The organism is Glycomyces amatae (assembly GCF_020991375.1).
Taxonomy (GTDB): Bacteria; Actinomycetota; Actinomycetes; order Mycobacteriales; family Micromonosporaceae; genus Glycomyces; species Glycomyces amatae.
In genome coordinates this window covers 371,535-393,284 of record NZ_JAJLQZ010000001.1, presented here as the reverse complement: position 1 = coordinate 393,284, position 21,750 = coordinate 371,535, and the positions used below count along the sequence as shown (strand labels likewise).

The following is a 21,750-nucleotide window of genomic DNA, read 5'->3' as shown; positions in this document are numbered from 1 at the left end:
CAGGCGAAACATGTTCACCGATCGAGGTCTGCGGCACCGGCCTCAAGCGTGCTCCAGGCCCAGCTCCATCTCCGGCTTGCCGTACCAGGCCCGCAGGCGGTCGGCGCCGCGGCGCAGCGCCGCGATCTCCGCGGCGGTGAAGCCGCGCACCCGCCAGGTCTCCACCAGGAGCACGTCCCGCTTCGGGGTCGCCTTCCAGTTGCCGATGGCCTGGCCGTCGAGCAGGATCGCCGAGTTGAACCGCGGCCGGTCGGGGAACTTCGTCCGCGGCACCGAATGGTGCAGGACCAGGTCCTTCGAGTCGGTGTAGGAGCACGTCATCTCGTCGAAGCCCTGCACGAAGTCGACCACCGGCCCGCCCTCGCGCGGCTCCGGCGGCTCGGTCGCGGCGTAGAGCGTGAACCCTCCGGCCTGGACCTCCTCCAGGCCGAGGTCCGTGACCGCGGCCTTCGCGTCCGCCACCTTCAGCGTCGCCCACCGCGTGAAGTCCTTGATCGTCGCCGGTCCCCGCGACGTGAAGAACCGCCGCGCCAGCTCGCGGATCGCCTCGTCCTGCGCGATCGGCCCCGCCGGGATTCGCTCGTCGAAGTTCGCGTACGTCTGCTTGGCGCCCTTCGGCGTCCCCGAGCAGATCCGCGACTCCAGCTCGGCGTGGAACAGCAGGTGGATCAGGCGCATCCCGCTCGGGTCGGCGATCCCCGCGGCCGCCAGGGCCTCGGCGGCCTCTTCGCGCGTCAGGTGCAGTCCGCCCGCGGTGGCGGCCGCGAGCGCCTCGTCCCCGCGCTCGAGCGTCGCCGCGTCGAGCCCGAGGTTGCGGTACATCGTGCCGGCGACCTGCTGGACGCGGTCGCCGCTGGCCGCGAGCATCATCCGCAGGTCGGCGATGGGCACCGTGTGCCAGGTGGGGCGGAGCACGTGGGTGCGCACGACCGCGCCCTGGTCGATGAGGGCGTCGACCGCGGCGGCGCCGGCGAAGGCCAGGCCCTCCGCGTCGGGTGCGGCGCGCATCGCGGGGGTGAGCTTCGAAGGCTGGTACTCCTGGGACTGGACCGCGCCCAGATGCGCGAACGCGTCCATGGGCGTGGCGAGACGCTCGCCCCACAGTCGTTGCGAATGGGCGCGCCAGGAGGCGATCGCCCCCGGCGCTAGGTCCTTGCCGTGGCGGCCGGTGGGTGTTGCCATGCGCTCATGCTAGCGGCCGCGGGCGACATGAGCGTTCCACCGATCCGCGTGTCCGCCACGCCTGCGGGGCCCGCATGACGCGGATCATCTGTAGCAATGGTGAGCGAGCGGGTGGACGAGGTTGCGATGAACAGCCACAATTACGGCATGTCCCTTCCGAACGCGGTTCTCAGGCTCTCCACCGACGTCCTCGTCGACATCAACGACGACGAGCGCCTCGCCTTCGCCTATGCGCACGGGCCCGCGCTGTCCGGTTTCGGAGAGGAGGCCGAGCTGGTGTGCGTGTGGGAGGCCGACGCGGTCCCCGACGAGGCCAGCGGCGAAGCCGTGCACCTGACCGTGGGCCGGTTCCAGGCCCTGCTGGAGGCGCTCGGCCGCGGCGAGGGCTGGCGCGAGCCGGGCGACGAGGCGCTGCACGTCATCGCGCGCTTCGCCGAGGGCACGCTCCTGGCCGACGACTCGGAGCTGGGATCGAAGGCCCGCGCCGAGGTCACCGAGTTCCCGCAGGCCCTCGCCGACGCCTCCCGCGAGGCGGTCGCCGCCGAGGCCGAGTCGCTGGCGAAGCGGCTGGGCGACGCCATCGACCCGTGGGAGCTGGCCGAGACGCTGACGGGGGGCCTGCACCGCGCGTACGTGGCGCTGTTCGCGGCGAGCGGGTACTTCTTCCCCGGCTACGAGCACCGGGTGGCGTTCGTCGAGCGGTACCTGCTGGGCGACGAGATCCCCTCGGCGGAGGCGGCGGTCTGGGTGGCGGCGGAGTCGCCGGCCCAGGAGCGGGCCGAGCGCCTCCCGGAGGCGTGGCGGGCCCTGGCGCGCACCGTCCTGGACAACTGCTGAGGGCGGCCGCCGGTCAGGCGGCCGTGGGTGCGAATCCCGCGGCGCAGGCGCTGTTCCGCGCCCGATGACGCAGCGCACATCCGCGTACCCGGTTGCAGATCCGTTTTCGACCCGGGTAAGGTTATGCCCGGCCTGGTCGATACGACCAAGTCGGGCAAGCGCCCCTAGCTCAACGGATAGAGCATCTGACTACGGATCAGAAGGTTGGGGGTTCGAATCCCTCGGGGCGCGCCATACAGAGAAGCCGGGTTTCACGACCCGGCTTTTCCGTTGTCCGGGCTCGGACGAAGCCCCCGGCTCCGTCCATTGCGGTCGGCGGATCCCGCGAAGTCGGCGCAGGAGGCGGCACCGCAGGCCTTTCAGCGCCTTCGCCGTCCGGACCGGCGGTTCAGTCGGCGGGTTCGTCGCCGATGAACGCGAGCACTGATGCGAAGCGGTCCCTGGTCGCGGCGGCGGCCTGGTACTCGGCCTCGATGCGGGCGTGCTCCTCGTAGATGACGGCCCGCTGCTCGGGGGTGATCTCCTCGGCGCTCCTGCACCGGCGGAGCTTCGCGATCGCCCTGCTGGGGAGGCCGTTCCTGAGCAGCGTCCTGATCCAGACGACCTGGTCGACCGCGTCCTGGGCGTACACGCGCTGGCCGCTCGCGGTCCGCTCGGGCCGCAGGAGCCCCTGCTCCTCGTAGTACCTGAGCGCGCGTACGGTCGCGCCGGTCGCCGCCGCCAGTTCTCCGATGCGCATCCGCGCCTCCTGCTCCTCGTGTCGTCCGCCACTGCCGCTTGCCCCTGACGCCGGCGTGAGGTCTTAGCTTCGAACGCATGGACATCCAAGGATCAATCGCAGTCGTCACCGGCGCCAACCGCGGCATGGGCCGCCATTTCGCGCAGCAACTCCTTGAACGCGGCGCGGCCAAGGTATATGCCGGATCGCGCCGCATCGAATCGGTCGACCTGCCCGGCGTGGAGGCCCTCGGGCTCGACATCACCGACCCGGCGTCGGTCGCGGCCGCCGCCGAGACCGCCGCCGACGCGACCCTCCTGATCAACAACGCGGGCATCACGACGTTCGCGAACCTCCTCGACGGCGCCGAGGAGGCGATCCGGCAGGAGATGGAGACCAACTTCTTCGGGACGCTGCACATGGTGCGGGCCTTCGCGCCGGTGCTCGGGGCGAACGGGGGCGGGGCGGTCCTCAACATGCTGTCGGCGCTCTCGTGGCACTCGTCCGGGATGGCGCACGCCTACTCCGCGGCCAAGGCCGCAGCGTGGAGCCTCACCAACGGCGCCCGGCTCGAACTCGCATCGCAGGGGACGCAGGTGGTCGGGCTGCACGTCGCCGGCGTCGACACCGACATGCTCGCCGGTGTCGAGGCCCCGAAGAGCGACCCGGCGGACATCGTGCGGGCCGCACTCGACGGCATCGAATCGGGGGCCTTCGAGGTCCTCGCCGACAAGACCACGACGGAGCTCAAGGCGACCCTGAACGCCGACCCGGGCCTCCTCTACCCCCAGCTGGCCGCGAGCGCCCCGGCCCGGTAGCGCGGGCGCCCGGCCGCGTCCGCCGCCGTGGTGGCGCGGCCGGGAATAATGAAGAATGCCCACTGCGAAGCCCTGGCCCGGAGACCCCGAAGCGGTGTGGGCCGCCGCCGCCCACCCGCTGCCGCGGGAGGCGCTGCGGCCGATGTCCGCACCGCCCGACGTGGCGGGCTTCGACGACTTCGCCGCCCGGGTCGCGCCCCGGCCGGGCATCGCCTCGGCGATCATCTCCCTCATCGCGGGGATCTTCTTCTCGGCCGAGGGGATCGCCCTGCTCGCGCTCCGCCCCGACTGGCGGCCCGACGACGCCGAGGGCTTCGAAGCGGTCTTCTTCTTCGCGCTCCACTGGCACTGGCTCCCCGCGATCGCGGCCGGCCTGTGGTTCCTGTTCAGCGCGCCGCGGATCTACCGGCGCGAGTACCGGGAGCACCCCGGCGAGGTGCGGGCGCTCTACGAGGCGTTCCACGACCGCGGGGTGCTGTGCGAGCTCTTCTCGACCCCGTACAAGGTGCAGTCGGGCGACGGCTGGGCCGCCGCGGCCCTCGCGGTCGACGTGCGCCTCCCCCCTGAGCGGGCGGCTCGCGTGCGTCGCGCGTTCAAGGCCTGGTTCGCGGTGCTGGCCGACGACAAGCGCGCCGACAAGGAGGCCGCGGACCTGCACCGCGGCCGGGACGTCCTGGAGGCGACGGAGCTGTTCGGGCCCGAGGCCGAAGGCGGCTACCTGGTCCACTCGGGCTTCATGGAGACGTGGACAGTGCTCATCCCCGACCCGCCCGGCGGCAAGAAGCGCTGGGAGCGGCTCGGGGTCCGCAAGGCCGCCCCCGCGGCGTGAGCGTCGGCGGCCGGCTTGCGCCCGGTCGGGACGTTCAGGCGGAACGCGGAGTAGGAGACGGCTTGCCGGGGCAGGATGCGAGTCGTGACGTCCTTGGGACAGTTCACAGCCCGGACGCTCCCATCGCCGACAGCCGGCCGCGGGCGCGATTCCACCGGCTACGGCCGGTCGATGCCGAGGCGGGCCCGTTCGGCGGCGATGATGCGCTGCTCCAGCGGGATCGCGCCGTTGTCGCGCGTCGCCACCGCGGTGGCGGTGGCCATGGCCCCGACCGACTTCGCGTCGCTGTGGCGCGCGTAGTCCTCGAACAGCAGCTCCTTGCGCTCCTGCACCTCCCGGATCCTCTCGTCCACACCGTCCTTGGCGAGCAGGCGGTGCACCTGGACACGGCGGGTCTGGCCCATGCGGTGCGCCCGCGCCATCGCCTGCTGCTCGATGCTCGGCTTCCACTGCGGTTCGGCGAGGACCACTACGGAGGCCGCCTGGACGTTGAGGCCGACGCCGCCGGCCTCGATCTGCGCCAGGACCACCGCGGGCCCTTGGCGCCGCGTGAACTCGTCGACCATCGCCTGGCGCTTCGGGGCGGCGACCTTCCCGGTGATCGGGCCGATCGCACGGTCGCCCACGCGTTCACCGACGGCCTCGAGCACGTCGAGGAAGTACGAGAACACGATGACCTTCCGGCCCTCCTCCCCCGCGTCCTCCACGAGCTCGGCGAGGCGCTCCAGCTTCGCCGAACCCGGCATGGCGGAGGAGGCGCGGCGCATCCCCATGAGGTTGCGGCGCCGGACCTGCTCGCGGTACTCGTCCTCGTCGCTCGCGTTGAACTGGACCCACTCCTCGACCTCGATCTTCTCGGGCAGTTCGGTGAGCACGTCCTCCTGGTTGCGCCGCAGGTACACCGGGGCGACGGTCTGCCGGAACTCCTCCGCGCCGACCACGTCGTCGCCGTCGCCGACCTGCTGCGCGATGTCGGGCCGGAGGTGGCCGATGAGCGATTTGAACTCCTGGACGCGGTTCTCCATCGGCGTGCCGGACAGGAGGATCGCCCGCTTGGAGCGGCTGATCGCGGCCCCGACCGCCATGCTGCGCTTCGCGTTCGGGTTCTTGATGTAGTGGGCCTCGTCGACGATCAGCAGCGCCATCTTCGCGCGCTGCGGCAGCGATTCGAGCCGGTCGATGGTGTTGAACGTGGTCACCGCGACGCCGCCTCTGCGCAGCCACCTGCGGGTCTCGTCCTCCCGGCCCGCACCGTGCAGGCTGAAGGCCTCCAAGTGCGTGTGCTTGCGGATCTCGTTGAGCCAGTTGGGGACGACGCTGGCCGGGCAGACGACGAGGCAGCGGCGCTGCCCGTTGGCGGCGAGGTGCGCGGCGACCGCGAGGGACTGGATGGTCTTGCCCAGGCCCATCTCGTCGCCGATGATCGCCTTCCGCTGGTGGATCGCGTACTTCGCGCCGAACAGCTGGTAGAAGCGCAGGTCGGTGCGCAGGAGCGTGCCGTCGAACGGCAGCGTCTCGATCTCCTGCCGCAACTCCGAGCCGACGAAGTCCTCGGCGCGCTCGGCGTCCTCGACATCGGTGCCGGTGAGCTTGGCGAGCTGCGTGTTGATGCTCGCGGCGCGGTCCTCGTAGTCGCGCCAGAGCTCGTCGGAGGTCCAGCGCTCGGGCCGAGCCTCCTCGAGCGCGGCGGCGAGATCCTTTTCCAGGACGCCGGTCTCGTCATGGGCGTTGGCCGCTTCGAGCGCGTCGAGTCCGGCCAGCGCTTCGTCCTTGCGCCTGCGCCGGGAGAAGAGCATCGCGAGTCTGCTGCCGGCCCGGTCGGCGGCGGCGAAGTACGGCTCGGCGCGGCTCCGGAAGCGGTGCACGGCCTCCCGCAGGTCCTCCGCCGCCGCCGTCGCGGTCTGCTCGGCCCGGAGGTACGCCAGGATGCGGGAGTGCCGGGGGTCGCGCCGCACCGGATCGAGCCGAGGGCGCGTCTCGGTCGCCGCCTCCGAAGCGAGCAGCTCGGCGGCGGCCTTGGCGTCCTCGACGGTCTGCGCGCCGATCCCGGGGATCGCGAGAAGCCGCTCGCGCGAATTCGCGAGCACGTCGGCGACCGTGGCGATCCCGGCCTCCTCCAGCCTCGCCAGCCGCAGCCCCCTGGTGACCTTCTTCAGCTCGGTGACCCTCATGGCGGCGAGCCGCACGGAGACGTCCTCCGACGCGAGTTCGGCCACATACCCGCGCGTCGCCTCCCGCAACCGCGAAGGCGTCCCGGCAAGGTCCTCGTACCGCCGCAGGGTGTCGCGGGCACGGGCGACCTGGGCGCGCGCGTGCCGGCGCATCTTCCGCTTGCCGGGTGGGGTGCTGGCCATGGGGGCTCCTGGGGTCGGGAGGGGACCCATTGTATTGGCCGGGGCGGCGCCCTGCCCGGGCCCGCCCGAGATCCTGACGCGCCGCTCCAGCGGTGTCGAGGCGGACCGCGCGCTCATCGCGATCGTCGTCGAGCGGTTGCGCAGACCTGTCAAAATCGCCTCATGGACCCCTATGCCTCCTACGACCCCGACAACCCGGGCGGGCCTGCGAACCACGGTCCGAACGGCTCGCCCGCGGGCCCCGGCTACGTACCGGGCCACACCCCGGCGTACTCCGACCCGGGCCACGGCATGAACCCGGCTCCCGGCCCGGGATACGTCCCGACCCCGGAGACGACCCACAACATCGGGTACCCGCCGCCGGTCCCGCCCGGGCAGGGGCCCTACCCGGCCCCCTACCAGGGCGGCGCCCCCGGGATGCCGCCGCAGTACGCGGTCATGCCCCCGTCGGGTTCGGGGATACCGGCCGCCGGCTGGATCGGGATCGTCCTCGGGGCGGTGCTGGTGGTCGGCCTGGGGGTCGCCGGGCTCGTCTTCTCCCTGGACCGCTCCGAAACACCGAGCAGCGCCGTCTCGGACACCGGCGACACCTGGAGCGACGCCTCCGGCTCCGACCCGACCGAGACCGCTGCGGCGGACCCGGTGGCGGACGCCCTGGTCGGCGACTGCTTCTACAACTACGGCGGCGAGACCACCCCGGAGCTGGAGACGGCCGCCTGCGGGGCCGGGGCCTTCGAGACGGTCGACATCGTCGAAGGCACCACCGACCTCTCGTCGTGCGACGGGATGACCACCGTCGACCTCGCCGTCTCCTCCACAGGGGCCACTCGTGTGCTCTGCCTGAGCTACAACGTGATCGCCGGCGACGACGCGTACCACGCCCAGGTCGGCGACTGCGTCTACGGCACCTCCGCCTCGGGCAGCCCGTGGAACGTCATCGACTGCCAGGACGGCGCGTTCAAGGTCATCGAACGGCTGCAAGGCGAGTCCAGCATCAGCGCGTGCACCGAGTCGACCTACTACATCTACGGGGTCGGCTACTCCACCGGCGAGTCCTACCTGGACACCACGCTGTGCCTCCAGATGATGTACGCCAGCGGCGACGCCGGGTACGCCGAGATCGACGACTGCATGTCCATGAACTCCGACTACACCTACTTCGAGTTCGTGTCCGACTGCGGCGACGGCAACATCTACGTCACCGGGCGCACCAACGAGATCGTCGACGGCGAGAGCTGGTGCAACGGCTGGGGCTGGGCCTACGAGGAGGTCCCGGACTTCCCCGAACTCTCCTACACGATCTGCTGGGGATATCTGTAGCCCGGCGGGTCCGGCAGGAGCCCCCGTGTCCTGCCGGACTCCGCGCCGGTGTCGAAGATCGCCGCTCACCGACCACCCGTGCCGGGATGTCGGCGTTCTTCAGCGCATCGTCGATGCAGCACTGGAATCGACGTCGTGTCGGGCATGCGGCCGGCGGGCCGCGCGGCCTTCAGGAATCCCGGCTCCGACCACCCTGGGCCCGTAGCGGTTTGCGTTCTTCTCGTAACATCAATATTCGGCTGACGCCGGATGACGACGTGCTCCGGTGCCGCGGCCGTTCGAGGACTGCCTGGAGGCTTGATGGACTTTCCACCGATCGACCCCGCCTCGGCGCGGGCGAGGCTCGCGGACTGGAAGGAGCGCACCGAACGGATGGCCGAGAACACGCAGGCTCTGGCAGCTCAGGTGCAGCGGCTGCGGGTGAAGGCCACCGACGCCGACGAGCTCGCGGAGGTGACCCTCGACCACACCGGCAGCCCGGTGGACCTGGTGTTCAGCTCACGCATCAAGCGAGTCCCCGAGGAGGAGGCGGCCAGGGCGGTGCTGGAGGCGATCCGGGCCGCGAAGGTCAAGCTGGCCGGGCTCTCGCAGGAACTCGTCGCCTCGACCGTCGGCGCCGACTCACCGGCAGGCCAGGCGTTCGTGTCCGGGCTGCGGCACCAGCTCGGCGGTGCGGCGGAGCAGGAAGGGCAGCGGTAGATGACCGGCTATATCGTCGATCCCGAGCAGCTGCGGGCCCATGCGAGCAACCTCGAGCAGTTCAAGGCCCGGTTCGAGGCGCTCAAGTCCGCCAGTTCCCATATCGCGCAGGACGACGAGGCCTACGGGCAGCTGTGCGGATGGATCTCGGGCCTCCTGGAGGAGCGCCATCAGCGGCAAGACGGCTTGATGGCCTATGTGGAGGAGAACATCGGCCTGGCGGTCGAGAGCATGCGAGCGGCGGCAGACGCCTATGAGGAGTCGGACAGCGACGCCTCGCTCAGCTTCGACGACCTCACCGCCGAGCTGGGCGGGTAGGGGCGATGAACGACTCACTGATCGCCGACGTCCAGTCGACCCGCCAGCCGTGGACCGGCTCCAGTCTGGCCGACGGCATCGAGGGCCTGGTCACCGCGATCCAGAGCGGCAACTGGGTATCGGGGACGCTCGCGGGCGTCGGACTCGGGCTCGAAGCGGTGGGAACGGTCATGGACCCGTTCAGCGCGCTCCTGGCCAACGGTCTGGGCTGGGCCATGGAGTACTTCGAGCCGCTACGGGAGATGCTCGACTGGTTGACCGGCAAACCGGATGTGGTCATGTCGCATGCGCAGACCTGGTTCAACATGTCCGAGGAGCTGTTCGCGATGGCCGGCGACCTCGGGGCTTCGGTCGACGGCGACGTCGACGAATGGGTGGGCGAGGCCTCGAACGCCTACTACAACATGATGGGCCACAACGTCGAGGGCATCGGCGGCCTGGGCGCGGTCGCCTCGGCGATCGGCTCGGCCACCGAGGGCGCCGGGGCGCTGGTGCAGATGACCCGCGACCTCGTCCGCGATCTGATCGCGGACCTGGTCGCACACGTGGTCGTCTGGGCGGTCGAGGCGATCTTCGTGGTCACCATCCCGGTGATCGCCGCCCAGATCGTGGCAGCCGTGGTCAAGTGGATCGGCATCATCATGGAGCTCATCTCCTCGCTGATCACCAGCCTCGAAGCGCTCTCCAAGCTCCTCAACGACTGAAGGCCGGCATGCGACGAATCCTCAAACTCCTGCTGATTCTGGGCGTCGGCCTCGCACTGCGGCGAGGCGGCGACGGCGACAGTTCGACCAGCCGCCCGGGAGACGGCGGCGACAGCGGTACGAGCCGGCCATCGCAGCGCCACGGCGACATCGACGCGAGCCAGGGGACGAGCAGCGCCCAGGACGCCGTCGACGGCGAGTTCCGGCTGGGCAGGGCCACCGGCGGCCAGATGGACACCAGCCCGAGGCCCCTCGGTCCCGACGACAGGTACACGGGCGGAGCGGTCCGCCCCAGAGCGAACGACTACGAAGGCCAGGACAAGTGGGCCGCGGAAGCGTACGAGCACTTCCGGCAGAACGACGACGACGTGGACGCCATCGCGGAGAACACCGGCCTCTCCCGTGAGGACGTGCTGGCCGCCAAGAACAACGTCATGAGGGACGAGCACCCGATCCGCGACCGCTATGACGGCACCCTCAGACATTCCCGCTTCGACGAGGACGCGGACATCGCCGCCGCGTGGAACCGCCTGCGCACCGGCGAGCCCTCGCCGCCGCACGAGAGCGACCTCGCCTTGCTGCACCACGAGGTCGCCGAAGCCCAGTATTTCCAGAACAACCCGGGGGCCGAGTACGCTGAGGCCCACGAGGCCGCCAACCAGGCGTCGAACTGGGAGCAGTACGTGAACAACGGGAACATACCGTTCACGCGCGAGGACTACACCGCACCCAATAGCGGAAGTTGAGGGGAGCCTGTCGATGGCATTGAGCATGTTCGTCCTGAAGACGTCAGAGGACGACGAGACCGTGACCTACCGCTACGGCGACGGCCCTGACGAGCTCTCCGGCACGGTCACCATTGAGAAGCGGTCCAGCACCCCTGTGGACGAGGACTCCCTGGCGGGCGACGCCAAGATCGCGCTGCGGGCGATCTTCAGGGGAAAGCGCAGGGACGGGGAGTGGCCGCACCACTACACGTATGCAGCTTGACCGGCGGTGGCCCTGACCGCGGGACGCAGTCTCCGGTCCGCCTGCGGCGCCGGCTCCGGCGTCCCCGTCCCGCATCAGGGCAAACGCTCTGGACCCACCGACGGGCAACGCGAACACAACCGGGTCGTGAACGCCACCCGCGCCCTGGCCGAGCGCGGCTTCTCGGTCCTCGAGACCTGGACGATCTTCCGCCGCGCCCGCCGCCGCCCAGCCCTCGTCGGCCAGGCCGCCCTCGCCCTGCACGTCAACGAACAACGGTAGACAGACCATGGACATCGACCAACCTCGATCGAAACCCTTGACGAAAGAAGCTCAATGACCCGCGAGTGTGGCTTCGATGTTCGCGTGCAGTAGATCGAGGTAGCCGCTGTCCGCGAAGTATTCGGCCAGCTGTGCAGCGGACTCAGGGCAGTGTTCTGCGTTCGTCGACTCGCAGCCGGAGCCGTAGAGGTCGCCGGGGTGAACGTCCACCGACAGGCCGACAACGTAGAAATCGCCGAGAAGCAGCACGGTGACGATGTTCCGCTTCTCAGTGCCGCTGGTCACGATCTCTCGGGTCAGGACAAGCCCTTCCTGCCATTCGACAGGAGCAACCAGTTCGCTTGATCCTCCATCGGCTTCTGCGACTTGCGTCGATGACGTCACGTCGTGATAGTGGTCGAAGGCCTTCACGTTGTCGTCGAACACCGTGACGCCGGCTTCGACGCGCGCGGAGCCGGCTGAGTTCAGCATGGTCTCCTCGCAGAGGTTCGTCAGGCCGCCGAGACCATTGTCCTGGCCTGTGGCCGCAAGGGTGTCGGCGTGGGTGAGGTCGGGGAACAGCTCCATGACCGGGGCGAGGTCCAGCACGTCGCAGGCGTCGGCCCACGCGAGCAGTTGCGCGGCCTCATCGGTGAAGTCCTGCCGGGGAGGCGGACTCGGCGACGTCGGGTCGTCCGACTCGCTGGTCGCGGGATCGTTCGGATCGGCGTCGCCGGTGCATCCCGTGAGCAGTCCCGGTGCCAGGAACAGCAGCGCTACGAGGAGTCTGGTCTTCATGGCGATCCCTTAGCTGTAGTAACCGGAGCCGGGAACCGTCTTCGGGTCGGCGATGTCGTTCATGTTATTGGTGAGTCGGAGGTCGAGTGTGGTCTTGTAGTCGGTTCTCAATGTCAAGGCATCCGCAGCGGCGCTCTCGATGCCCGTGACCATGTTCGCGATCAGACCCCGCACCACTGCGCTGCCGGGGATCGTCTCGATCTTGGGGTCGAGCGTGACGTCGGCGCCCACATCGCCAATATCAACCGCTTGATCGAACGCTTCGAGTCCGTGCGTTCGGCGTCTGCCGCGATCACCCAGGCGGAGGATGCGTTCGGACCGCGGTGCGCCTGGATCGCGCCACTCCTGGAAGAGAAGCACGGCGACATCGATGAGTTGCTCGACCAGGACAAGCACAACCTGGAGACCCATGTGGCGGCTCTGAACAAGTCGGCCGACCTCTACCGGGATACCGACGCCGCTTCGGCATCGTCGTCCGCCGGGACTGGGGATCGACGACGGGCTACCGGCGGCTTAGCTCCGAGCTCGCCACGATGTCGTCTTCGCCGCCTCAGGTTCCGGGAGGCTCAGCCGTGAAGCAGGCCGCCGCATTCCGCGGCCGTTGTCGGTTCGCGCGGAGATTCACAGGCGGTGGCGAAGGCGTCGATGCTCATGGCGAGCGTCCGGTGCAGATAGGGTCAGGACCCGTGGGAAGCGTGATCGAGGACCTTTCCCGCCGGGTCGGGGCGTTGCTCCGCAAACCCGAGGCAGCACCCCTTAGTCGACTGAGGAGCAGGCCATGCCGGTGTCGAAGCGTCGTAAGCCGAAAAAGCAGCGCAAGAAGGCCGTGAAGCACCCGGCCGCGGACCGCGTCGAAGTCGGGTCGCGCCCTCGCGTGATCGGGAGCTTCTCCCTGTTCAATCCCCGACCGCTCCATGAGCCGTGGTTCGCCGAGGAGACCGAGGCGATCCTGGCCGAGTCCGAGCGCGACTGGCTGGACTGGTACGACGGGAGCGAGTTCGAGGACCTCGAGGCCCGTGCAGGGAACCGGGTGGGCGAGGTGATGCTGCGGCGCGGAGAAAGCGACCTGTCATCGGGTAATAGTTTCGTGCCCTGGTTCGCGCACTTGGCGAAGGCCGCTTCGATGCGGTCGCTGAAACTGCGCGAGGAAGGGGAGGAGTCATGGCTCGGGCCGGCGTGCCTGCTCTTCGGTCTCAGCGGCATCGCCCCGTCGAGCGTCGGAAAGCAGACTGCGGCCGCGGTCGGCCGGGTGCGGAAGGCCCTCGACCGGGACGGATGGCCGCCGGGACTCGACTTGACGCTCAACGAGCGCACCGAGACCACCGGGCGCGCCTGGACGGCACAGGACGCGTACGGGGACCAGTTCGCGGTGGTCGTCGAGACCAGCGGCGAGGACCTGGAGGAGCCACGGCTCCTGCTGGTCTCGGTCGAGATGGGCGCGAACAACGTCGCGACTTATGCCGCTCAGGCAGCGGATCCTGAACAGGCCCTGGCGTTCTGGCGGCGGCACGTCGGCGCGAGCGCCGGGGACGCCGAACTGCGGCCGGTGGCCGGTGGAGAGGACCTGTGGTTCCTCGCCTACCTGACCGACCCGGCGGACATCGCCTGGGAACTGCACAAGCGCCCGATCTACTCGCACTACTTCGAGGCGCAGCGCAGGCTCGAAGACCTCGTCGCGCACCTGGAGCGGCGGGGCGCGCCGGTCCCGGCCGCCCTCGACCTGTTCGCGACCGACGTCGAACCCGATTTCGAGCCGTTCATGGACTACCTCATGGAACAACACCCCGAGATCGACGAGAACGAGGCGGGCGGCACCGCCTTCGCGGTGATCCAGGAGTGGCTCACCGACACCGCCCCGCCGACCCGGTACAGCGCCTCGCCCAGGCGGGTGCGGAGCCGCAGTCTGCTCCTGTTCGACCTGAACCAGGAGGTCCCGTACTTCAAGGAGGTGACGGCGTCCTGGGTGCGGTACTGCGCCGAGCGGGCCGGCTTGGACGAGCGGTGGACCGAGGCTGCCGTGGCGGCCGTCCCTTCCAGCCGCGACGAGGCCATGCGGTTCGAGACCGGTTTCGAACCTCCCGCGGACAGCGGCTGAAGCCATCGAGCCGTCGATACCGTCCGGACCGGGGGCGCCGGTGGCCCTGCGCCCCCTTTATCAGAGAACCGATTGCAGCCCTTAGGATGCGCTCAAGTCAGAGCAGCGCCGAAGCAGCTGTTCGGAAGGGCCTTCGTGAGCACCTACGAATACTACGAGTTCCTCGCCCTCGACCGGCCGCTGTCCCCCGACGAGCAGGCCGAGCTCCGCGAGGTCTCAACCCGCGCCGAGATCACCGCCACCGGTTTCACGAACGAATACCACTGGGGCAGTTTCAAAGGCGACCCTTACGCGATGACGACCCGCTACTTCGACGCGCACCTGCACTATGCCGACTGGGGCGAGCGGACCCTGCTGCTGAAGCTGCCGCGCAAGGCGGTCGACGTCAAGGCGGTCGAGCATTACCGGGCTGACGGCGGCCTCACCGTCATCCCGTCGAGCGAACACGTCGTCTTCGAGTTCGCGTACTCGACCGAGGAACCGCCCGAGTACGACGAGGATTGGGACGGCGACGAGCTGCGCTTCCCGCTCGCCGCGCTCACCGGCGTCCGCGACGAGATCGCCAAAGGGGACCTCCGTGCGCTCTACCTCGCCTGGCTCGCCTCCTATGGTCGCTGGGAGATCGACGAGGAGGCGTTTCCCGCCGACGACGAGACGCGCTTGGAACCGCCCGTGCCGCCGGGCCTGAAGTCGCTCTCCGGTCCGCAGCGGGCCATGGCCGACTTCATGCGCCTCGACCGCACGCTCTTGAAGGTCGCGGCCGAAGCCAGCCCGAACCGGACGGCTCCCGGCGTCGAGATCACCGGGGTGATCGCAAAACTGCGCGAGACGCAGAAGGACAAGCTGCTGGCCCGGGTCGCTGCGGGCGAAGGCGAGAAGGTCCGTTTGGAACTGCTCGCCAAGGCCCGCAAGGGCAGCGGGGAACAAACGGACGGGGACCGCACGGTGGGGCAGATCCTGGACCGCGCGGCCGAGCTGCGCCAGGCGGCCGCGGGTTAGCCGTCGCAGGTGCGGATGCGCTCGTCCTTGCCGCGGTCGGCCGATCGCGGCCCGGACCGCACGGGTGCGCTTCGCATCGGGGTTCTTGACGTAGTGGGCCTCGTCGACGACCAGGAGCGCGGTCTCGGCTCGGTGCAGCGAGTCGAGGCGGTCGACGGTGTTGAACGTGGTCAGGGCGATGCCGCCGAGGCATAGCCGCTTCCGGGCCTCGGTCTCGCGTCCGGGTCCGTGGAGGCTGAACGCGGCCAGGCGCGTGTGCTTGCGGACCTCGCTGAGCCGGTTCGGGACGACGCTGGCGGGGCAGACCACGAGGAAGCGCCGCTGCCCCTTCGTCGCGAGCCGCTCAGCGGCCGCTCCGAGGTGAGGGCCGCGGCCTGGTCGCGAACGGCCGCCTGGAGTTGCGCAGGTGCGGCGGCGAGCCGCTCGTACTGGTGAAGGGATGTTGCGGGCGTGGGCGGCCTGCGAACGCGCGTGTGCACCGGTCATACGGGCTCCGGGGAATGGACGGCGCACTCATCGCATTCGGGACGGCCGTCCTCCGGACCCTCTTCAGGCGGCTCCTGCGGTCCGTCTGGTCATGCTCGCCGCATCAGTGCCGCGGCGGTCAGCGGACCTTTCCTTCGATGACGTCGGCGCGCCAGAGAGCGAGTCGTTCGTCAAGGGGCCCTCGTCCGTCCAGTACTCGTGTGAATGCGTCGCGCTCGTGGGCGAACACGGCCGCCTCCCACACGCACGGCCCGAGGCCCGCCCGGCCCGGCCGCAGCTCGCAGCGGCCCTGCGCGTCACCAGGTTCAGCGGCCGGGGAACACGTGCCGCCGGATGCCGTCGAGACGGCCGCGGCGCTCCCGTTCGAGCCTGGCCCGCTGTCGCGCGAGGAACTCCCGCTGGTCCATCCTGCTCATCCGCCTGAAGCGGCGCTGGTACCGCGATCCGGCCACGATCCCGGCCATGATCGCGACCAGGAACGCGACCCAGAGCGGCCTCGCCGCCAACTGCATCGGGAAGCCCTCACCGGGATCGGCGACGTGCGCGAGGATGCTGCTGAGCCCGACCAGCAGGTACACGGCCGCGAAGACCCAGCCGAACACCCGGAACGACACATGCGTGCTATCCACATAGTCTCTACCGCGTCCGTGTTCTCTTTCCTGCCAGCGGGATTCAAGAGCCTTGTCCTCCTCCTGCTGCGCCTCCGCACGACGAAGGCGTTCCTCAGGAGTCGGTTCCGGCGGAGCGGGACCGACGAACCGCCCGAACACCGACGACAGGCCCACCGCCGCGAGAACGCAAACCGCGATGACGGCCGCCGAGCCCACGACCGTGGCCCCGAGCATCAGCAGCGCCTCCCCCAGCGACACCGGCATCCGCTACTCCGTTCCCTTGCGGCGGTCCCGGTACTCGCGGCGCGCCTTGAGCTCGGTCCGGACCAGGAATGCTCCGATGAGCAGCCCCGCGGCGAGCGCGAACCCCCAGGAGGCGAACACCAGCCCCCACCCGGGGATCGCGAACCACTCCGACATCACATCACCGGTCCTGATTGTCGTCCGCCCGCTCGGAGGCGTCGCCTTGGTTGTCGCCTTCGGCCAGAGCGCTCTTCACCGCAGTGGCCGGATAGCCCGCGCCGACGCTGACCGCGTCTACCGCGTCGCCGAAACGGTTGGGGCTCAAGGGATTGGTCGAGCTCCAGTCGATGCCGTCGTTCATGCTCTTGTAGCGGTCCATGACACCGTCAGCCGTGAACTTCGGTGGTCTGAGTCCGGTGAACTTGAGATCCATGCCGGTTCGCAGGGAGCCGAAATCGACCTTCCGCGCCCCGGTGCGCATCGCGGACGCGGCCTCGTCGGCGCCGCGGGCGAGCTGCTGGAAGGCGCCCTTGCACTTGGTCATCTTCCGAAACAGATCGGCGAGGCTGTTGAGCGCCTGCCCGATCTTGTACATGCACTTCGCGATGGTGGTGCCCGCGTCCATGATGACCGTGCCCGCGGCGGCGACGAGCGATCCGCCGAAGGTGAACACGGCACTGGCGGCGGCGGAGATCAGGTACATGACCCCTCGCGCGGCGAAGTCGCAGATGAGCTCCAGGACGAGACCGCGTACCGTGGCGACGACCATTCCTGAGATGGCGATCCCGGTCGACACGGAGCCGGCCGCCCCTGAGGCGCCCGAGAGCACTTGAGCATAGGTGTCCGCCACCCTCCGGTAGGCGTCCGCCGCGTCCCCCGTCCAGGTGTCGACCTCGGCGATGGCCGCCGCCATCTCCTGCGCGGCGGCGTCCAGCTCACCGGAGATGTTGCCCCAGGTCTCGGTGAGCGCCTGGATCTCACCGGGGTTGCCCGTCAGCTTGTTGAACGGCTCGTTGACGACCGCGACGTTCTCGATGATCCAGCCGAAGCCGGCCATGAGGAACTCCTTGAGCGGGTTGGCGGCGAACGCGAGCAGATCCATGCCCGCCACGACGCCGTCGATGGCGAAGGACATCGGGTCGAAGTCCTCGGCGGTGGCGTCACTGAAGACGTCGACGCAGCTGCTGAGGGCGCGGGTGCCGCCGAGACCGGTCCCGGACGGGGCTTCCGCGATCAGGTCGTTCATTCGATCGCTCCTGCGATGGTGTTCAGATCGGCCACGGCTCCTTCATCCGACAGCCGATAGTTGACGGCGGTGCCCTCGAGCGCTTCGCCGAGGGCGTTCGAGAAGTCCTCAGTGCTGTTCATCGCTTCGGTGGCGTCGTCGAAGACGCCGCCGAGGGCCACCGGTACGAGCTGCTCGAAGATCACGCCCCACGCGGTGCTGTCGCCGATCCCGACCTGGTCGACGGCGCCGGCGGTGTTCTCGACCTTACTGAAGACGCGGCTCTGCAGGCTCGCCGCGTGGTCGACCAGGACCTGCGGGTCGACGCCGAATCCCTCGGCCATCACTCACCCGCCGGCGCGTAGCGGTTCACGGCCTGCCGGATGAATCCTGCGGCCTCGGACTCCGAGCCGAACATGTCGGACATGGCGGCGCTCGCCTGCTGCGACGCCTCGGCGGCCGCCTGCTGGTACACCTCCATGACCAGCTGGGCCAGTCCGACACCGGAGAGGAGCGTACGTGCGGAGGCGATCTCGCTCTTCTGTCGCGCGCGGTTTCCGAGGGGTCCGACGGGTTCGTTCAGCACTGTCTCAAACGGAACCGGATCGAGCGATTCGAGCAGGGCCGCGATGGCGACGCGTGGGTCCGCGGCGGGGAGGCGGTCGGTGGCGAGGAGTTCCGCGAGGGCGTGGCGTTCGTCTTCGGACAGGCCGCGCAGGCGGATCGCGGTGACCTGCGCTCCGGTGGAAAGCCTGCAGTGAGACCGTCAGGTCCCGGCCGGTGGGCCCTGAGGGTCGCATGGACAGCACGTATTGCGATCACTTGGTAACCTGCGTGCACCCCATTCGGGTGAACCCCGACAACCTCGACCTTTCCCCCAGAGGTGAGCATGCAGCACTCCCGTCCTTCATCCGTTCCCGCCTGCGGAGGCCCGCATGGCCGGTGACCAGATCGTCATCGACAACGAGAAGATCCTGGAAGCGGCCGGTCACTACCAGACGCTCGCGCACGAGTACGAGAATGTCGCCGACCTCGTCAAAGACGCGGGCCGTGTACGCGACTACGCCTTCGGCGGCCCCTTTCGCGAAGCCTGGAGCGACTATTACACCCTGCTCCGCAACTGCGCCTACGAGACCGCCGCCAACCTTCAGGCGTACCACCGCACTCTCGAAGCGATAGTCGAGGCCAACGAGTTGAACGAGGCCGCGATCGAGTCCAGCTTCGCCGATATCCAAGACGACCTGCTCGGTGAGGGATACGAGCGCAGCAGTACCCAGCAGGCCGAGGGCACCGCCGCAGAGGATCTGGACGCCGCTCCCGACACGCAGCTTCTGGACATGGGCGGCGAATACGATGCAGCGCTCGATCCTGACGGCACCCACGGCAACCGGATCGTGGAGTAGGGGCATGAGCGACCAGGAAGTGGACGGCGAATGGGTGCCGAACGGCGAGCAGCCGGCCGAACCCTATGATCCGGGGCCAGTCGACGACGAGATCGCGGCTGACCAATATTTTGACAGCGAGCTCTTGGAAGGGCTTGACAATGTCCCGCGCAAGGCCGAGATTCTCGCCGGCCTGGAGGAATTCCGTGCGCCGTTCACCGAGACCCGTCGCCGTGAACTCGCGGCGGCACTCTGGCCTGATTACAGATCCGAGATTTGGACCGGCGCCTGGGAGACACCGGGGCCTGAGGGCGTCGACCCCCAGACCGGCGAACTTGTCAACGGCGTCCGTTGGTCCGACACCGCCGGATGCCCGGTACACGTGCAAGCGACCTCTGACCAGGAGCAGAGCATCTCGGAGCAGGCGGTCAATGACGCGAACGCCGCCGTCGACCAGATCGTGCAACGATACGAGACGATCTTCGACGACACCAGATACGACAATTCGCTTCTGACTGCACAGCGAATGGTCGGCGTCGAGGCCGCGCTGCGAACCTTCTCGCAGGATGAACTCGGACTCTTCGGATCCATCCGGGAACTCTTCGAGACCCATTGGACCGGCGACCTCGCCAGCGACAAAGGACATCGGTACTTCGGCGCCGATGTCATGGCGGGTGCTTCACAGCAGCAGACCAACCTGGCGGCCATCCTGTTGAACTACGCGATCGACGAATTGCGCGCACAGGTCGTCGTCCATGCCACGCTGGGGCAGGCCGTGTACGACAGCTACAAGGCGATGGCCGAGAAGACTCACCTCTCACTGGACATCGGAGTACTACAGTCCATTGCAGACGTTATTGGTACCATCGGACTACTGGACAAGGTGCCCGGTCTCGCCAACGCGACCGGCTGGCTCTCCAGCATGACCACTAAACAGGGCGACTTCAAGATCACCGTCACTTGGGAGAACGTCGCCACAAGCGACGATATTCAGAAGTGGACCGCGGACCTGCTCGGCGCAGTCGACACCTCGGAATCCGGAATCAAAGCACAACGGGAAGCCCTCGGAGCCCAACTTCAAGGGTTCACGGCTGGCACCAACATCGGGAGCGTCACCTATATTCCAGGTGAGGGGTATCAGGATGAGTAGGCGCTTGCAACGGCGCAGCCCGATGTACATCGTATTCTCTATAATCGTTCCCATCGCACTCATCACTGCTATCGCACTGCTCTTGCTTCCACAGGCGTTCGAGTACTTCAGGCAGAGCGATGGCAACGAGCCAGGGGCTTTCCTCGAACAGACGAACTCAGTGCTCAGCTTGGAGGACCCCTGCAACTCATTTCGCTTGCAAGAACTTGCCGCCCTCATGGGAATCGATGCCGACCCGTCAATGACGAACGACTCCTCTCCCACCACATACGTCGAGGAGCTTCAAACAATCCAGAGGGCGAGCTGCAGTCTGACATACGCTCAGGCCGGTTGCCCGCCAGAAGAAGCCGAAGTCGCTGAACCGCAGTCTCGCATCTACATCGACGTCTACCCCAACCCGAGCGAAGCGTTCGTCATCGAGGGCTACGAAACCTTCAAGAACAACTACGGCAGCGAGGGGGATATGTTCGACACGCACTACTCGACATTCGGCGCCCCTTGGCGCGAAGGCGAAGTCTTCATTTCCGAATTTCTCCCGGGGCGAAAGATCGCCGCGATCGCGCTGGCGGATTTCTATCGGATCGAGGTCGGAATCGAAGCCGACGGTGCAACGTGCGCACCATCGGAACAGGACATCGCCGCACTCCTGAGCGACGAATACCTGCCGTCACTGCATGCGGCGATCGAGGAGCTTGCAGCCCCTGGTTGAAGGCCGCCACCGCATTCTCAAGCCGCGGCCAGATAGTCGCTGGAGATCGGAAGCCGCTCACCATCGACCTCCAAGACACCGACGCTCACGCCGTCGAGCACCGCGCTCCGCTCATAGTGCCCCCTCGCTCGGCCGCCTGGGCCGAGGAGAAGTCCCGTGAGGGCCGCTCCGGAGGGTGCTTCGAATCGGAGGCGCTCGTCTGGGACGGATACTTCTCGAACCCGCTCGTCTACCAGATCATTCCGGGGTACATCAATGGCCGACCGCTCCCTGCATCGATTCCCAGCACTGACATCGCTGATGGCTTTGGCCTTCGCCATCGCAGCCTGCGAGACCGACGACGTCGGCGCCGAATCGCCGGCGCCCGAGGTGGAGGTGCTCGAACTCGACCTCACGGGCCCCGAGGAGTGCAGCGCCGCCGGCTACGAGGAGCTGAGCGGGTTCTTCACGGAGAACGGCATCGAGATCCAAGCCGAGGACCTGCAGGTGGAGCAGGAGGCGTTCTGCTCCGTCTCCATGACCTGGGCGGCTCCCGAGGACGAATCCGAGACGGAGTACTACAACTCGTGGCTCCGATTCGGGATAGAGGTCTACGACTCCGCATCGGAGGCCGAGGAGACGATCGAGATCCCCGAGCGCGTGCAGTTGTCCGACACGGAGCTCCGCGGCTCTGCGGACATCCTCTCAGAGGCCCCCGACCCCTGGGAGGACGGCTTCATCTGGAGCAGGCCGGATTCGAACCGCGCCGGGCCGACCGAGGTCGCCGCACGGATCGCGAACGTGGTGCTCTTCGTGGACTTCGAGGTCTACCGTGTACCGGACGAGGAGCGGTGCGACGCCGAAGGCTGCGTACCCTCGTCCGATCTCGTCGCGTGGCTGCACGACGAGTACCTTCCCGCTGTCGGTGCGAACGTGGCCGACTTGGCCGAGCGATGACAGGCCCCATCCAGGGATCGCGAACCGCTCCGGCATCACGTCACCGGGCCTGGCCGTCAACCGTGGAAAGCGTCACGATCGTTGCGGCTACTGAGGAAGGCCGTCCT

General features: G+C 68.6%; 26 protein-coding genes, 1 tRNA gene and 1 pseudogene. 17 read left to right on the top strand and 11 right to left on the bottom strand.

The window, feature by feature from the left end:
- Nucleotides 1-42 precede the first annotated feature (42 nt).
- The gene (locus LO763_RS01880; protein ID WP_230600151.1) at nucleotides 43-1,182 is read right to left on the bottom strand and encodes a winged helix DNA-binding domain-containing protein; all 1,140 of its coding nucleotides are present in this window, start codon (nucleotides 1,180-1,182) and stop codon (nucleotides 43-45) included.
- Between the two features lie 147 nt (nucleotides 1,183-1,329).
- Here LO763_RS01880 and LO763_RS01875 point away from each other — a divergent pair, with 147 nt between their 5' ends.
- The gene (locus LO763_RS01875) at nucleotides 1,330-2,019 is read left to right on the top strand and encodes a hypothetical protein (protein WP_230600150.1); all 690 of its coding nucleotides are present in this window, start codon (nucleotides 1,330-1,332) and stop codon (nucleotides 2,017-2,019) included.
- A gap of 158 nt (nucleotides 2,020-2,177) precedes the next feature.
- Nucleotides 2,178-2,253: transfer RNA gene (locus tag LO763_RS01870), tRNA-Arg, on the top strand.
- A 154-nt stretch (nucleotides 2,254-2,407) separates the two neighbouring features.
- Here the strand turns inward: LO763_RS01870 and LO763_RS01865 are convergent.
- Entirely contained in the window at nucleotides 2,408-2,758 is a 351-nt protein-coding gene (locus tag LO763_RS01865) for a MerR family transcriptional regulator (protein ID WP_230600149.1), read from the bottom strand.
- A gap of 77 nt (nucleotides 2,759-2,835) precedes the next feature.
- Between LO763_RS01865 and LO763_RS01860 the strand changes: the two genes are divergently transcribed.
- Together LO763_RS01860 and LO763_RS01855 are read left to right on the top strand one after the other, a co-directional pair.
- Nucleotides 2,836-3,555 carry an SDR family oxidoreductase gene (locus tag LO763_RS01860; RefSeq protein ID WP_230600148.1) on the top strand — a complete coding sequence of 240 codons (720 nt, stop codon included), beginning with the start codon at nucleotides 2,836-2,838 and terminating at the stop codon, nucleotides 3,553-3,555.
- Between the two features lie 55 nt (nucleotides 3,556-3,610).
- Nucleotides 3,611-4,384, top strand: coding sequence for a hypothetical protein (locus LO763_RS01855; RefSeq protein WP_230600147.1), 774 nt, complete (start codon nucleotides 3,611-3,613; stop codon nucleotides 4,382-4,384).
- A gap of 158 nt (nucleotides 4,385-4,542) precedes the next feature.
- Here the strand turns inward: LO763_RS01855 and LO763_RS01850 are convergent, their stop codons facing one another.
- Entirely contained in the window at nucleotides 4,543-6,738 is a 2,196-nt protein-coding gene (locus LO763_RS01850; RefSeq protein ID WP_230600146.1) for a DEAD/DEAH box helicase, read from the bottom strand.
- 162 nt (nucleotides 6,739-6,900) lie between these two features.
- On the opposite strand from LO763_RS01850, the gene LO763_RS01845 reads away from it, so the two are divergent.
- From LO763_RS01845 to LO763_RS28650, 7 genes are all read left to right on the top strand, one after another.
- A complete protein-coding gene (locus LO763_RS01845; RefSeq protein ID WP_230600145.1) occupies nucleotides 6,901-8,058 on the top strand; it encodes an LppU/SCO3897 family protein in 1,158 nt (385 codons plus the stop codon).
- Between the two features lie 300 nt (nucleotides 8,059-8,358).
- Nucleotides 8,359-8,757 (top strand): YbaB/EbfC family nucleoid-associated protein, encoded by a 399-nt coding sequence (locus LO763_RS01840; protein WP_230600144.1) that lies wholly within the window; start codon nucleotides 8,359-8,361, stop codon nucleotides 8,755-8,757.
- Entirely contained in the window at nucleotides 8,758-9,075 is a 318-nt protein-coding gene (locus LO763_RS01835; protein ID WP_230600143.1) for a type VII secretion target, read from the top strand.
- Between the two features lie 5 nt (nucleotides 9,076-9,080).
- A complete protein-coding gene (locus LO763_RS01830) occupies nucleotides 9,081-9,779 on the top strand; it encodes a WXG100 family type VII secretion target (protein ID WP_230600142.1) in 699 nt (232 codons plus the stop codon).
- 8 nt (nucleotides 9,780-9,787) lie between these two features.
- Nucleotides 9,788-10,525 (top strand): hypothetical protein, encoded by a 738-nt coding sequence (locus LO763_RS01825; protein ID WP_230600141.1) that lies wholly within the window; start codon nucleotides 9,788-9,790, stop codon nucleotides 10,523-10,525.
- A gap of 13 nt (nucleotides 10,526-10,538) precedes the next feature.
- On the top strand, nucleotides 10,539-10,769 hold the full coding sequence (locus LO763_RS01820; RefSeq protein WP_230600140.1) for a hypothetical protein: 231 nt from the start codon (nucleotides 10,539-10,541) through the stop codon (nucleotides 10,767-10,769).
- 126 nt (nucleotides 10,770-10,895) lie between these two features.
- A complete protein-coding gene (locus LO763_RS28650) occupies nucleotides 10,896-11,030 on the top strand; it encodes a hypothetical protein (protein ID WP_255671499.1) in 135 nt (44 codons plus the stop codon).
- 51 nt (nucleotides 11,031-11,081) lie between these two features.
- On the opposite strand, the gene LO763_RS01815 is transcribed toward LO763_RS28650, so the two are convergent.
- Together LO763_RS01815 and LO763_RS01810 are read right to left on the bottom strand one after the other, a co-directional pair.
- A complete protein-coding gene (locus LO763_RS01815) occupies nucleotides 11,082-11,807 on the bottom strand; it encodes a hypothetical protein (protein WP_230600139.1) in 726 nt (241 codons plus the stop codon).
- Between the two features lie 9 nt (nucleotides 11,808-11,816).
- Nucleotides 11,817-12,218, bottom strand: a complete 402-nt coding sequence (locus tag LO763_RS01810) for a hypothetical protein (protein WP_230600138.1) — start codon at nucleotides 12,216-12,218, stop codon at nucleotides 11,817-11,819.
- Between the two features lie 367 nt (nucleotides 12,219-12,585).
- On the opposite strand from LO763_RS01810, the gene LO763_RS01805 reads away from it, so the two are divergent.
- Nucleotides 12,586-13,902, top strand: a complete 1,317-nt coding sequence (locus tag LO763_RS01805) for a hypothetical protein (protein ID WP_230600137.1) — start codon at nucleotides 12,586-12,588, stop codon at nucleotides 13,900-13,902.
- A 135-nt stretch (nucleotides 13,903-14,037) separates the two neighbouring features.
- Nucleotides 14,038-14,901 carry a hypothetical protein gene (locus LO763_RS01800; RefSeq protein ID WP_230600136.1) on the top strand — a complete coding sequence of 288 codons (864 nt, stop codon included), beginning with the start codon at nucleotides 14,038-14,040 and terminating at the stop codon, nucleotides 14,899-14,901.
- 60 nt (nucleotides 14,902-14,961) lie between these two features.
- On the opposite strand, the pseudogene LO763_RS29525 reads toward LO763_RS01800, so the two are convergent.
- The 6 genes and pseudogenes from LO763_RS29525 to LO763_RS30320 form a co-directional block, all read right to left on the bottom strand.
- A pseudogene (locus tag LO763_RS29525) lies at nucleotides 14,962-15,387 on the bottom strand (SNF2-related protein); the annotation flags it as partial.
- Between the two features lie 305 nt (nucleotides 15,388-15,692).
- Entirely contained in the window at nucleotides 15,693-16,262 is a 570-nt protein-coding gene (locus tag LO763_RS01795; RefSeq protein ID WP_230600135.1) for a hypothetical protein, read from the bottom strand.
- A 3-nt stretch (nucleotides 16,263-16,265) separates the two neighbouring features.
- Nucleotides 16,266-16,418, bottom strand: coding sequence for a hypothetical protein (locus LO763_RS01790; protein ID WP_230600134.1), 153 nt, complete (start codon nucleotides 16,416-16,418; stop codon nucleotides 16,266-16,268).
- 4 nt (nucleotides 16,419-16,422) lie between these two features.
- Nucleotides 16,423-17,487: a hypothetical protein gene (locus LO763_RS01785; protein WP_230600133.1), complete on the bottom strand. Its 1,065-nt coding sequence runs from the start codon at nucleotides 17,485-17,487 to the stop codon at nucleotides 16,423-16,425.
- The gene (locus LO763_RS01780; protein ID WP_230600132.1) at nucleotides 17,484-17,810 is read right to left on the bottom strand and encodes a hypothetical protein; all 327 of its coding nucleotides are present in this window, start codon (nucleotides 17,808-17,810) and stop codon (nucleotides 17,484-17,486) included. The genes LO763_RS01785 and LO763_RS01780 overlap by 4 nt, the downstream gene beginning before the upstream one ends.
- Complete coding sequence (locus tag LO763_RS30320) at nucleotides 17,810-18,052, bottom strand: hypothetical protein (protein WP_230600131.1); 243 nt, start codon at nucleotides 18,050-18,052, stop codon at nucleotides 17,810-17,812. Before LO763_RS30320 ends, LO763_RS01780 begins: the two co-directional genes overlap by 1 nt.
- Before the next feature lie 349 nt (nucleotides 18,053-18,401).
- Between LO763_RS30320 and LO763_RS01770 the strand changes: the two genes are divergently transcribed.
- The 4 genes from LO763_RS01770 to LO763_RS01755 all read left to right on the top strand — a co-directional run bounded on the left by LO763_RS01770 (nucleotide 18,402) and on the right by LO763_RS01755 (nucleotide 21,643).
- On the top strand, nucleotides 18,402-18,869 hold the full coding sequence (locus tag LO763_RS01770; protein ID WP_230600130.1) for a hypothetical protein: 468 nt from the start codon (nucleotides 18,402-18,404) through the stop codon (nucleotides 18,867-18,869).
- A gap of 4 nt (nucleotides 18,870-18,873) precedes the next feature.
- Nucleotides 18,874-19,998, top strand: coding sequence for a hypothetical protein (locus tag LO763_RS01765; protein ID WP_230600129.1), 1,125 nt, complete (start codon nucleotides 18,874-18,876; stop codon nucleotides 19,996-19,998).
- A 22-nt stretch (nucleotides 19,999-20,020) separates the two neighbouring features.
- Nucleotides 20,021-20,707 carry a hypothetical protein gene (locus LO763_RS01760; RefSeq protein ID WP_230600128.1) on the top strand — a complete coding sequence of 229 codons (687 nt, stop codon included), beginning with the start codon at nucleotides 20,021-20,023 and terminating at the stop codon, nucleotides 20,705-20,707.
- Nucleotides 20,708-20,962: 255 nt separating this feature from the next.
- The gene (locus LO763_RS01755) at nucleotides 20,963-21,643 is read left to right on the top strand and encodes a hypothetical protein (protein WP_230600127.1); all 681 of its coding nucleotides are present in this window, start codon (nucleotides 20,963-20,965) and stop codon (nucleotides 21,641-21,643) included.
- The last annotated feature ends 107 nt before the right edge of the window (nucleotides 21,644-21,750 follow it).